Genomic DNA, 11,751 nt, shown 5'->3' with positions numbered 1-11,751 from the left:
AAGAAGTTTAGCATCCATAGCGACGGCGGCAGTTGGGTCTGGTTGGTGTTGTGGTGACCCAAACTTAACCCAGCTTGTCCGCCGTCCCTACTAAATTCCCGCTAATCCGCGATGAACCATAAAAAAGCCCCGCAAATCTGCTTTGCGGGGCTTTTTTTATCTCAGGTTTAGGCTGTCAGGCCCTGCGCCCCAATAACCGCTGTAGCAGGCTGGTTGGCTGGTAGCTGAAGCTGGCCAGTAGCTCTTCGACCGTGGTCTGGCGGTCCTGCTCGTCGAAGGCCAGCGCCGCTTTCAGCGTTGGCCAGCAGTGCTTTGGCAGATTCTCTGGTTTATCCAGTGTTTCATTCTGATCCATGCATTTGGCCTGTTTGGCGGTTAGCCGGCTGAATGGGTGGTGGCCGCTGATCAGCTCGTACAGAATAACGGCAACGGCATACAGGTCAGCCGCTTCCGTCAACTCGCCGCCCTCGAGTAACTCCAGTGCCGCATAACGCGGCGTCCAGGCGGCAATCCGTTTACGGCTGAGGCGGGGTAGGCCGGGCAGCAGGCCCTGCAGCGGCTCGCCTAAGCCATAATCAAACAGGCGCAGTCCGTCGGCCGTCAGCATTACATTGCTGGGCTTGATGTCGCCGTGCAGCACACCCAGGCTATGCGAGGCGTGCAGCGCTTCCAGCAGCGGAATGGCAATCTGCTGAAACTCAAGCCAGGGCAAACCCTCTTGCCGTTCGCTGATCAAGTGATCCAGCGTGGGCCCCTTGAGCAACTCCATGGTCATGAAGGCGCGTTGGCTGGTGCGATCAACATTGAATGCGTAAAAGCGAATTACGTTGCTATGGCGCAAACGGCTGGTCAGGGCAAATTCGCTATAGAGCAGGGCATTAGCGTCGGGGTACTCGGCAAACTCTTCGTTCAGCGTCTTGAGCGCAACGTAGGGATCGGGATCACCGTACTGTTCGCGCAGTAAATCACGTGCACGATAGACCGCGCCCATACCGCCCACACCCAGCAGCCGTTCGATGCGGTAACGGTTGTTGAGCACCTCGGGCAGCTCGCTGCTTTGCGGCGCAGCGGCACTGATCGCTTTAGCGGGCTTGCCAGCCAGTTGCGTACCTGCCGGGCTGTCTGGTGTTTCCAGTGCAGAATCCATTGACTGCTCCTTGTGCATCATCTGCGCACGACCACCGCGCTGATGTTGTCGCGCGCGGGTCCGGAAAGCGCATGTGAGAACAGATATTCAACCGCCGCCGCGGGTGAGATCAGGCCCAGTGCGTGGCTCATAGTGCCTGCCGAGACGGCTTGGTACAGGCCGTCGCTGCACAGCAACAGGGTGTCGCCAGGTTGCACGCTGAACTCCAGAATCTCCAGCATCAGCTGCTCATGCGCACCTACTGCGCGGGTCAGAGCATTGGCGGAGGGGTGACGCGCCGCTTCCTGCGGGTCCATCTGATCCTCATGAATCAGCTGCTGTAACAACGAGTGATCACGCGATAGCTGATACAGCCGCTGATTGCGCCACAGGTAACAGCGACTGTCCCCGGCCCACAAGCAGACCGCTCGCTGCTGGTCGCCAATCAGCGCGACCACGGTGCTGCCCATGACAGCATCCGGCTGATCCGCGGTCACCGTCACCTCGTAGCCGAGCCGACGGTTCACCACATGCAGCGCCTGGCGCACCTGCTGAACCTGCTGATCGAGGTCGTCGTTGGGCACCAGCTCAGCAACTTCCTCAACGATCAGACGACTGGCCAGCGCACCGTTCTGGTGACCGCCCATACCGTCTGCGACCAGCCAGACGCCGCGCTCTGGCTGATCGAGCACGGAGTCTTCGTTACGCTTGCGTACCTTGCCCCGGTCGGTGCGCGCTGCGCTCTTCCAGCAGCTTTGCAGCACCTGCATTAGAGTCGCGCCGGCAATTCAAAGCTGCGCAGCACCGATACGTCAAACGGGTTGGGGGAACGCTGGCTGTGGAGCAGGTAGTTAGCCCGCAGCCCACTCAGGCTCGCCTTGAGCAGCAGCACGTCGCGTTCGCTGTGATGATCAACTTCCATCTGATCCAGCAGGCGGAATAACGACCAGGTCCCAGAGCTTTGCTCCATGCCCATGCGGCGACCGCCCAGGTCTTCTACCATCAGACTGGCGCGCTCATCGCCAGCGCGTGACGGCCAACGGAACGAGCTTTGCACGATAGGACCGTGGCGGTACTCCATATTCTGGCCGCCGTAGCGAAAGCTGGCGCGCCCCAGACTTGAGTCCAGGGAGTAGGGCTCCAGTTTGAACAGGATGCTTGGATCGTTCGGATCTTCGGCAAAGAAGCTTCGGCGGATGGTCTGCACGCGATTCATCTGAGCAAGGAAAGCTCTTGAAATCGGCATCGCACGGCCATCTACCCGGCGCAGCCGGTACTGTCCGGAGGAGCCACTGATAAAGGCTGACAGATAGCGATCAAAGAAGGCGTCGGCAGTCCCTTGTTCCTTGAAGAAGGCGCGGAAGTCAGCCAGATCCACATCGCTGTCGGTGCCGGTGGCGAACGGGTAGCGCTGCCTCAATGACGTGCGATACGCGCTGTACAGCTCGCTGCGATAACGCTGGTTCAGATACTGATGAGCATCCGAGAGCACCAGCATCCAGCCGTCTTCGGCGATCAGCGAGATCCAGTTGCTGACCGGGCTCGGCAAGCTGCCAGCACTGCTGCGTACCTGGTTGATAGCATCGCGCTGGCCTTGCATACGCGCCTTGGCCATCTCGAAGGCATCCTGCTGCGGTGTGCCGGAATTGGCCAGTTGCGCCAATTGCAGTTGCAAGGCGCCCAGAGATTGCAACGCAGTAGCCAGTTGCGGACCAGGATTGCCGTCGCTGTTGAGCAGCTCGTGCAGATTGCTAAAGCGCTGCTGCAGGGCTTTTTGACCGGCGGTCTGGGTCAACTGATCCGCTGCGACGTCGGCACCCAGCTCAGCAACCTTTTGTAGTTGGCGTGCGCGGCGTGAATTACCCATGTTGCCTACTTCATCAGGAATCTCCGGAATTTCCGGCGGCGTAAACAGGGTGTTTTCGCGCACTTCCTGCAACAAGCGGGTAATCGGTGAGTTGGCCGCAGCCAGGCCGGATAGCCTCTCTGCCCCGGCACCGGTAGTGCCAAGTGGTTCCAGTTGCAGGCGCGCAACGGCGTTGATCCACTGGTCTGAATAGTCCTGGAAATACAGCGCCTCGATTTCACCGCTCAGACGCGCCAGGTCGCGTGGGCTCAGCTCTTCGCTGTTACCCAGTACCCAGTTGTCCTTGAGCATGTTGCGCACCAGGTCCGGCCCTTGAGCGAGAAACATCTGCTCATAGCCTTTCTTGGTATAGAAGCCTGGAATGCGGTTGGTGCGTGCGGTCAACAGCAGCGCCTGCGGTCCCAACTGCTGATCCATGCGGTACTCGGGTAGGCGGCGTGCCTGCTCGCGCAACATGCGGTAAATCACGCTGGCCAGTGACTCGCCACGCAATTGTTGACGCGCGTCGGCAACCAGACGGTCGTCCAGCTTGTAGCTCGTAAAAGAGGTATCCAGCAGGCGGGCAAAGTGACTGCTCAGGCTGCTTTGTACGGCGTTATTGTTGGTATAACGGGTGGACCACTCATCCGCCATCCAGTCCTTGAGGAAGTCGGACTCGCGGCGTTCCTTGATATTCAGCATCAGGTAGGCACGCAGACTGCCCAGCAGGCGCTCGCGGTCATGCATCTCGCTGCGAATCTGCTCTTCCAGCTGTTTCGCTACGAGTGGCAGCAGGTATTCACGCAGCGTGTCCTGGTAAGCGTTGGTCAGCTCAGGATTAACCTCTTCGCCGGGGTAGAGTCCGGCCCGCTCGTGCCAGCGCACGTCATCGCTGGGCGGAAATACCAGGGTGGCGGCGTAATGCGTATCCAGCTGCTTGAGCAGATTGGGCGCGTTACTAAGGGCCGTGATATTGGCGGGTTCATCATCAAAGTATTCGCTCAGCTGACGCAGTTGCTCATAGCGGTCGTGGTTGGCCGAGAAGCTCATGGCCCAGCTGATGCCGAGCACAGCCAAGCCGGCAAAGGCACCCGCGTAGAGAACCCGCTGACGGCGGTGCAGACGTTTGATTTCACGATCGTCCAGCCCGGCCAGGGCTGACTCAGGGAAAATCACGTCGCTGAGTAGGCGCTCAATAAAGTAGCCCTGTTGCCGGTTATAGGCTGGCAGCGGCGGGGCAGGCATACCCAGGTTGCGGCTGAACTCACTCTGCATGGGGTCTTGCGCGCCATGCAGTTGCGGCGCACTGGTGAGGTAGAAGCCGCGCAGCTGCGTCGCACGCTGATACCGATTGCCGGCAAATGCCAGCTCGATAAACAGACTCAGATGTTCACCCAGGCCGCCGAGCTGGTGCGGAAAGTCGAGTATGCGCCCGCGGCGCTGGCTGTCGCGCTCCAGGTGCAAACGCGGAATAACCTGGCTATTGAGACGCTGGAGCAAGCTGTTGAGCTCGGTACGGACCACGCCGCTTTCGGTGCCGTCCTGTTCCTTGGTAAAGCTGACACCCATCACCTGGTGCCGTTCTTCCTGGCTCAAGTGGTCAAAGAATTCTTCAAAGCCAAGTATCCGGTCGCCTTTGCTGATAACCAGATAAACTGGCACATCAACGCCCAGGTCCTGATTCACCTCCAGCAACCGCTGGCGGGTCTGCCGGGCGAGCGCTTCGAGCTCCATTTCATTGCCGGTCAGCAGAAGATCTGCGGGTAGGGTGACCAGAACCCCGTTGAGGTGACGGCCACGTCGCTTACGCAGCAACTTCAGCAGGGTGCGCCAGCCGTGCGCATCCAGATCGCCGTCGGGTTGGGTCTGGTAGCGTCCGGCGGTATCGATAATGACCGCGTGCTCGGCAAAGCACCAATCGGCATGATCGGTGCCGGTCAGGCTGCGAGTGATGCGCTCTTCGTTGCCTTTGTTAAGCGGGAACTCCAGCCCGGAATGCTCCAGCAGGCTGGTTTTACCGCTGGCCTCAGGCCCCAGCAATAGATACCAGGGCAAGTCACGCTTCCAGCGATCACTGCGGCTACGGTACAAACTGGAGGTACGCAGCGTGCGCATCGCGTCGCGAAAACGTTCTTGCAGCGTCAGTTGCTGCTCAATAATCTGTTCTTCGCGGCGAATGCGTTCTTGCGCCTGCTCATCGTTTTCTTCTTCTTTCTTGCGCTTATCATTGCGCCAGTTGAAGAACACCATGCTCAGGCCCCAGGCCAGGAACAGCAGACTGATACTGAGCAAACGACTGCCAGCCGATTCCCAGAAGCGGTAGTCATTTACTGCCAGCAGCGGCCCGGCAAACCAGATAAAGAGGGCGAGCAGCAGGACGCACAGCAGCGTCCAAACCCAGGTCTTGCGCAGCACGGCTGCGGCTTTACGTGCAAATCCCTTCATTGTGAGTTCTTCCCTGCGACCGATGGCGCTGCTGGAGGTTCTACGCTGGCACTGACATAGGGTGGCATGACGCTGTCGCGCTGTTCATCGAGCACCCAGGCAAAGCCACCGTAGAGCACGGCCAGGCAGGTGAGGGTGAGTGCGGTGACCAGCCACCAGGGCGCATAGCGCACCAGCCTGCGACCTTCGCCCTTGAGGCCTTGCCAGTGTGGGGATATTTCGCGCGGCACGTCGCCACGGATCTGACGGATCTGACGAAACAAGCTGTCGCGGATGTTCTCCAGCTCCAGCAGACCGCGCGGCATGACCCGGTATTTGCCTTCAAACCCGAGGGACAAACAGACATACATCAACTCCAGCATGTCCAGGTGTTTGACCGGGTTACGGGCCAGACGGTCAAGCAAAATGAAGAACTTCTCGCCGCCAAAGGTCTCGTTATGAAAGCTGCTCAGCAGGCTCATCTGTGACCATTCGCTTTCATTACCCCAGGGGGTAGTGACCACGGCTTCGTCGAGCGCGGTGCACAATACATAGCGCGCGCCCATCACCTGGCCACTGTCGGCGCTCTCTTGCAGAGCGCGGTGCTCGAACAGCTTGATCTCGCTGGCCAGACGCTCTTTAAGCAGGTAGAGATCTTCGGATTGAAGGCTGTGCTTCAGTCTGACGATTTCAGACAGCAGGTTGGTGGCCATGCCGACTAGCGGGTTGAGCCCCTGGTGGGACTGTTCCGCTGGCTTGACCCTTGCTGCGTAAACCATGCGCTCTTCAAGCTTCTCGTAACGCGGTGGCGCAGCAAAGTCGGTCAAGGTACTGTCGGCTGGCTTTTGGCCGTCGCGGCTGAGGATGACCGTTTTATCATCCTGACTGTAATCCATTTCCCTGATCATCTCGCTTAGCTCCTGATAGCCCAGAACGCAAGCTCAAGCCCGCTGATCTCACCTGACACATGGAAGGCAAAGCCGCCCGAGCGTTCGAGCTGGGCGAGCTCTTCCGAGGTGAACTCGAGAGCAAAGTAGGTCTTGCTGGAATGGAACGGGATCTGCCGTGGCGCAACCGGCAACGGCTTGACCTTGATGCCCGGCAGATGCAGGTTGACCAGTTGACGAATACGCTCGACCGCGCCGACCTTGAGGTGCGCAGGCAGGCGTTTGCGCAGCTCTTCGGAGTCGCATTGGGCGCTGGCCGCCAGGACGAAAGACGCGCTGCCAAGCAGCTTGGGATCGTTGATCGGCGAGACCTTGATACCGTACTGACGCTGTTGCAGCGGCAGCTCGACGGCGTGCTGTTCGAGCACCATCGACAGCACTTGGCGAATCGCATCCATCAGCTTGCGAAAGCTCTGACCTTGATCGCTGTGCTGGTAACGGCTGTCGTGCTTGGGTCTTTTGCTATCGCTGGCGTAGGTAGATAGCTCGCCAAGCATGGCCAGCAGCTCGCGGTAGATCTGTTCAGGATGCACCTGCTCCATATTCAGCAGGTGACGCAATACGGGTTCGCAGCGGTTGATCAGCTGCAGCATCATGAAATCACCCACCTCGGCGCTGCCCATCTTGCCAGTGGCACGAATGCGCTCAGCAAGCATATCGCCACGGTGCGCGAGCATGCTGACGACCTCTTTCATGCACGACAGCAGGTAGCTACTGGCGTGGCTGTGCAGGTAGGTCGGCACGTATTCCGGGTTCAGGCTGATAACCGCATCGGGGGTACTGTCCTGTATCTCGCAGATTTGCAGGCGCACAAAGGCTTGCTCGTTCGGGTGCTGGCCGAGCAACAGTCGGAAATCGGGCTGGGCGCAACTGACCTGACTGGCGCTGCTATCGCCAGCGTTGGAATCGGCAACTTCGGTCTCGTGCGCGGTGAAGCGCGCCAGCACATCCTTCTGGTTAGGCCGGCGAGTTTCAACGTGATTGCTGGTCACCAGGGGCAGCGCCAGATAGACCGGCGTGCTGTTGGTATTAGGCGGCACGTCGACGGCCAGTGGCTCTTTCTCATTGCCAATCTCGAACAGGCTGCCGTCCGGCAATACACCACTGGCATGGCTGATAACCAGTTTGCCCATGTTCAGAAACTGGGCGTCGATCTCTAGGTTAAAAAAGCCCCAGGCGTGGCTGATCAGCTTCTGTGTGCGGCTTTTGAGCTGCTGCTCGTAGTACCTGTCATTCTGCTGAAAGTGCTGGGGTCTTAGCAGCATACCTTCCTGCCAGACCACTTTTTGCATGCTCATGCTTCAATCCTCATCCTTGTTGGAATCAAGCTTGCGAATACCCTGTTCATCCAGCAACAACTCCACTTCATTGCGCTCCTTACTATCCAGCGGGAGCACAATACGCCATTGGGCCTGTGGTAAATCGCGGTAGGCGGCCAATACGGCCAGGTAGCGGCTCTCTGGTTGCGCCGACAGTTTGTAGGTGCGTTCTTCACCGGGACGCAGCTCCAGCTCTTCCATGGCCACCAGATCAGGTGCCAGCACTTCACGTGGGCGCTGATACAGCGAGAAGAAATCCGCGTGCTCGAATGCGACCGGGTTTTTCAACTCAATCAGCTGCAGCACGATAGGAGAGGGGCGATCATTGATATCGGGGTTCAGACGCTCGCTACCCTGCAGTGTCAGGTCAACTTTGGTCATATCCGAGTAGGGCGACAGCATGGAGCAGCCACTCAGCATGAGCGCGCAAAGTAAGCCAAGCAGGCAGCGATTAACGAATGATGAAAACATAGCGATCATCCTTGATATGAACTATTGAGGGAGTTGATCAGGCGCAGTTGCTCCTGATAGGCATGGGTAAACTCGGGCGTGTAGAGCTCTTTGTGCCACCTGTCGTCGAGCTGCAGCTCACGATGCAGTCGCGTATAAGCGCGCCAGCGGCCTCCCGAGGTATTCAGTAGCGAGCTGCCGCCGTCCTGGTCAAAGCGCAGGGTCAGTTGCTCGGGTGCCAACTGGTCAAACAGGCTCTTGCTGGCGTTACGGCTGGCAGCCATCAGTGCGACCTGATGCGATTGCAGCTCACTAAACGCAGAGGACAGCAGCTGGTGAGCGGACTCCTCACTGCTGGTTTCACGCAGCAACTGGTGCAGTGCCGCCGGGCTATCTTGTGCCAGCAGCAACGGATGGCCGACTTGCGAACCATCATTGAGCTGCAGATCGCCTTTGAGTTGCGTTTGGGTGTGCAGGCTCTGGCGCACCAGGCCCATGCTCTGTTTCAGTAAGGTTGCGCTCTTGAGTGCAAGCTCTTCACGCTCGGTCTCATTGAGGTCATCGATGTTGACCCCTAGAGCCCTGGCGAAGTCTTCCCAAAATCCAGCGGCGATGGGTGCGGGTGCTGCTTGCGGCGCGGGAGCGGGTGCCGGCGCCGGTTGTTCTGGCTGGCGCAGCTCCGGAATGGTCAGGCTTTCCATGTCAACGCGTGCGTAGTCTGCGCGCTGATCGGCATAACCTTGCTGAGGCTCATTCAGCAGCGCAAAGTCATCGTTGCCACGGTAAGTCTGCTCGGGCTGATCCATTGCATTCAGCGGGTCGAGGTCCAAAAAAGCATCATCGGGTATCAGGCTTTCCGGCTGCTCAAGTGGATCGGTCGGCTCAGCAAACACACTCGGGTCACGCGTTATACGCGCGCGAATTTCAAACTCGCCAATACAGTAGACTTGCCCATGCTCAATGGCCTGCGGCTTGGCTTTAGGCATTGGCATTTCGGTGTCCTTGAACAGGATGCCGTTGCTGCTGGTATCAGTGAGATAGAACACGCCGTTATGGAAACTCACCTCGGCATGACGTCCTGACACAATGCGTTTTCGGTCGGGTATCACCCAGTCACAATCTTCACCGCGACCGATAACGCCACCAGCCTGTCTAAAGGTTTTGCTGTTGGGTAATCCCGGTTCAAATTGCTGCGCACTGACCACATCGAAGACCAGTTCCATTGCGTTGATGCTCCTTGCGACTAGGCGTCGCTGGTTGCTGTCTTGGGGTCGCCCAACGGGCGATATTCATCATCGTCAAACTTGTGGTTGCCAGCACAGCCGGCCAGCAGCGCGGTGAGTGCCAGGGCCAGCAGGCAGCGAATGGTGGTTACCGTCATATCCATATTCCTTAGGTGTTGACCGGTTGATTCAGAGATAAACAGGGGGAAGGCCAGGTTCGCGATCTGCTCAGCGCTACTGGCGTCCTCGTCCTGAAGGCGCGGCCTTATGGTTTTGAAAAATCCCTTTTTGACTGGCCTGTATCCTGTTATGTGCAGTGCTGCAATCTAGGCGGTGACGGCTCAGAACGATCGCCGGAGCTGCTTGCTGATCAGCGCGATGGCCCCTTTTCTGCGTACGACCGCAGGGGGGGCTGTTCTTTTTTAGTGGCGGCCAAACCTTTGCGAACCCCGCGTATTGACGAGGCAAGCGCCGACAGAACAGAGCAGCAATGAAGCACAAGCGGTTGTTTAATCATTGAGTCAATATCAAAAAAGTGCGCGCTAACAGCGCCTTTCATTCGAGCACGTTGTCACCACGTTCAGAGGGCTTGCGCACGCCCCCTTAGCGGGTATAGCCAGATAACCTCCGCCTGCAGAACTGTCCGATAGCAATGCATGAAAATTGAGCCGCGTGGTGATCGTGGCGGAGGCGAGTTTACCAGCGTTTGTTTATCGCTTTTGTGAAGCAGTCACCATCAGCAGCGTTCGCCTGAAATGATCTGGTTAGTGTCCTCGCAGGCCTTTCATCAGTCTGTCACGGCCATTTCATACAAGCCTGGTATGGCAAGATGGCATTATTCGCCTTCGGGCGTTTAGTGCGGTGAAAACCTCTGCGATCAGGGATACAACGCCATAGCCATCACAAGGCTAAGGCCTTGTGGGGCATTGGGCGGGCTCTTCCATGTTGAGCGAGTAGTTATAGGGGTGGCTGGCTAAACCGAATCTTGTAGTACCTGCCGAGACCCTGATTTCATTGCAAGGCAAAAAATGCACGTTGACTACCCCGAGAGCTTCATAAAGCGCGACCTCCACCTCGACGCGGTGACGGGTGTAGTGGGTTTCGTGTTCAGCCAAACGGGCATACCATGCATCTGAAAAGCGTCTCTCTGGCCAATCTCCGTAAGCAAAGGGATCCGGATCTTCTTCCCACTCAACTACTACTGTTAAGCCAGGTTGCCAGGTGACGGGTAGAACGACGCAGCAGGTTTGACCGCCGCCGGTGGAGACGTTGACATTTGAGCCTCCACTGCCGTTGATGCGAAACCAGTTTATCGCTGACGAGCTCAGGTGGTTATAGCCCTCAATGGGGGCGCCCAAGCGCTCAACGCCGGATGAACGCTGCAGCTCGGCGCAGCCGTTGAGCATTAGCAGGGCGATGGTGATGAAGGTGGCGGCTATGAGTCGGGTTGCGAGTGAGCTCTGAGAGTAGGGCATGATTCATCCTTGAGGACTGACCTTATCCGTTTGAGCCAGCCGATAGCGTAATGGCCTAATTCTCCCTGATCTCAATGGTTTCGCTAAGGGCTTTCCAGCGCGGCAGTACGTTTTCTGGTGGCGGTGTGAATTCGGTCAGGTCATCGGTACCTTTGGGGAAGGTAAATACCTGCACCGCCACCAACGGGCTCAGCAAGCCGCCGGTTTTGGCCAGGCCAAACCAACCTCGCTCCTGCTCGCCTGAGCCGGGAATAGGGTCTAACCGCCAGCCGTCCATGCCTGCCAGATGAGGGCCAATATAGGTTGGCTCCACAAAGCGCCTGAACGTCCATTTTTGGGCGTCAAACCCAGGGCGGTAATCGGTATCGTAGGTGCCTGTTTTCGGGTGTGTATCCCATGGGTCGTGGGCAGAGGCGGTGACTAGGCTAAAAACCACGTTGGGGGTCGCGGTAAAGCGCAGGCTGTTTTTGACGGAATAGTGGGCATCGCCATCATCGGCAATAAAGCCGTAAGGAATGCAGACACCGCTTTCATCAGGTACTTCGTAGAGCTCACGAGGCCTGAAGCGCGACATCATATCGAGCATGGCTTCCTTGCCTTTTCCCTGTGCGTAGGCCTTGCGCATGAAAAAAGCGTAAACGCGATTATTACGGTAAATGTAGGCTTCGCCCGGAGCTGAAGCAGATCCGACAAAATAGGCGTCGGGGATGCCGAGATCGTGGACTGTTGGGAGGGCAAGAGAAATTTTTTCTCTGGTTTGTTCTACTTCCTTTCTCCATATGGCAGCACTTTCTGGGTCGTCGTCCCTTTCAAACGGGACTGTCAGGTTTTTTGTGTTCGGGCTCTTAACGGCCTGCCATCAGGTAGGCCTTCACTTACCAGGTTGGCCTGGTGAAACGATCTTCATACAGGATCGCAAACTGGTTCATAGCGGCTTTCCA

10 protein-coding genes are annotated in these 11,751 nt (G+C 57.9%); all 10 read right to left on the bottom strand.

The features are described from left to right. Window positions 1-175 precede the first annotated feature (175 nt). The 10 genes from H4J77_RS18245 to H4J77_RS18200 all read right to left on the bottom strand — a co-directional run bounded on the left by H4J77_RS18245 (window position 176) and on the right by H4J77_RS18200 (window position 11,435). Entirely contained in the window at window positions 176-1,147 is a 972-nt protein-coding gene (locus H4J77_RS18245; RefSeq protein WP_182249856.1) for a serine/threonine-protein kinase, read from the bottom strand. 17 nt (window positions 1,148-1,164) lie between these two features. Continuing rightward, window positions 1,165-1,896 carry a PP2C family serine/threonine-protein phosphatase gene (locus H4J77_RS18240; RefSeq protein ID WP_182249854.1) on the bottom strand — a complete coding sequence of 244 codons (732 nt, stop codon included), beginning with the start codon at window positions 1,894-1,896 and terminating at the stop codon, window positions 1,165-1,167. Further along, complete coding sequence (gene tssM, locus H4J77_RS18235) at window positions 1,896-5,417, bottom strand: type VI secretion system membrane subunit TssM (protein WP_182249852.1); 3,522 nt, start codon at window positions 5,415-5,417, stop codon at window positions 1,896-1,898. Before tssM ends, H4J77_RS18240 begins: the two co-directional genes overlap by 1 nt. Continuing rightward, window positions 5,414-6,304, bottom strand: coding sequence for a type IVB secretion system protein IcmH/DotU (gene icmH, locus H4J77_RS18230; RefSeq protein ID WP_123888920.1), 891 nt, complete (start codon window positions 6,302-6,304; stop codon window positions 5,414-5,416). The genes tssM and icmH overlap by 4 nt, the downstream gene beginning before the upstream one ends. Before the next feature lie 5 nt (window positions 6,305-6,309). After that, entirely contained in the window at window positions 6,310-7,641 is a 1,332-nt protein-coding gene (tssK, locus tag H4J77_RS18225; RefSeq protein WP_123888919.1) for a type VI secretion system baseplate subunit TssK, read from the bottom strand. 3 nt (window positions 7,642-7,644) lie between these two features. After that, a complete protein-coding gene (tssJ, locus tag H4J77_RS18220; RefSeq protein ID WP_123888918.1) occupies window positions 7,645-8,133 on the bottom strand; it encodes a type VI secretion system lipoprotein TssJ in 489 nt (162 codons plus the stop codon). A 5-nt stretch (window positions 8,134-8,138) separates the two neighbouring features. Next, on the bottom strand, window positions 8,139-9,335 hold the full coding sequence (tagH, locus tag H4J77_RS18215) for a type VI secretion system-associated FHA domain protein TagH (RefSeq protein WP_123888917.1): 1,197 nt from the start codon (window positions 9,333-9,335) through the stop codon (window positions 8,139-8,141). A gap of 20 nt (window positions 9,336-9,355) precedes the next feature. Next, window positions 9,356-9,493: a type VI secretion protein gene (locus H4J77_RS18210; RefSeq protein ID WP_123888916.1), complete on the bottom strand. Its 138-nt coding sequence runs from the start codon at window positions 9,491-9,493 to the stop codon at window positions 9,356-9,358. 750 nt (window positions 9,494-10,243) lie between these two features. Then, window positions 10,244-10,810: a DUF3304 domain-containing protein gene (locus H4J77_RS18205; protein ID WP_220469426.1), complete on the bottom strand. Its 567-nt coding sequence runs from the start codon at window positions 10,808-10,810 to the stop codon at window positions 10,244-10,246. Window positions 10,811-10,865: 55 nt separating this feature from the next. Then, window positions 10,866-11,435 carry a T6SS immunity protein Tli4 family protein gene (locus H4J77_RS18200; RefSeq protein ID WP_235869653.1) on the bottom strand — a complete coding sequence of 190 codons (570 nt, stop codon included), beginning with the start codon at window positions 11,433-11,435 and terminating at the stop codon, window positions 10,866-10,868. Window positions 11,436-11,751: the final 316 nt, after the last annotated feature.

Origin of the sequence: Pseudomonas sp. 5Ae-yellow (genome assembly GCF_014077575.1) — a bacterium.
Lineage (GTDB): Bacteria > Pseudomonadota > Gammaproteobacteria > Pseudomonadales > Pseudomonadaceae > Halopseudomonas > Halopseudomonas neustonica.
Note: the sequence above shows the minus strand (reverse complement) of the source record. Positions and strands in the feature narration are given on the sequence as shown.

Excerpts from the sequence above, each read along its gene's own strand:
- H4J77_RS18245 (WP_182249856.1), bottom strand. The coding sequence starts at position 1,147 with ATGGATTCTGCACTGGAAACACCAGACAGCCCGGCAGGTACGCAACTG.
- H4J77_RS18240 (WP_182249854.1), bottom strand. The coding sequence starts at position 1,896 with ATGCAGGTGCTGCAAAGCTGCTGGAAGAGCGCAGCGCGCACCGACCGG.
- tssM (WP_182249852.1), bottom strand. The coding sequence starts at position 5,417 with ATGAAGGGATTTGCACGTAAAGCCGCAGCCGTGCTGCGCAAGACCTGG.
- icmH (WP_123888920.1), bottom strand. The coding sequence starts at position 6,304 with ATGATCAGGGAAATGGATTACAGTCAGGATGATAAAACGGTCATCCTC.
- tssK (WP_123888919.1), bottom strand. The coding sequence starts at position 7,641 with ATGAGCATGCAAAAAGTGGTCTGGCAGGAAGGTATGCTGCTAAGACCC.
- tssJ (WP_123888918.1), bottom strand. The coding sequence starts at position 8,133 with ATGTTTTCATCATTCGTTAATCGCTGCCTGCTTGGCTTACTTTGCGCG.
- tagH (WP_123888917.1), bottom strand. The coding sequence starts at position 9,335 with ATGGAACTGGTCTTCGATGTGGTCAGTGCGCAGCAATTTGAACCGGGA.
- H4J77_RS18210 (WP_123888916.1), bottom strand. The coding sequence starts at position 9,493 with ATGACGGTAACCACCATTCGCTGCCTGCTGGCCCTGGCACTCACCGCG.
- H4J77_RS18205 (WP_220469426.1), bottom strand. The coding sequence starts at position 10,810 with ATGCCCTACTCTCAGAGCTCACTCGCAACCCGACTCATAGCCGCCACC.
- H4J77_RS18200 (WP_235869653.1), bottom strand. The coding sequence starts at position 11,435 with ATGCGCAAGGCCTACGCACAGGGAAAAGGCAAGGAAGCCATGCTCGAT.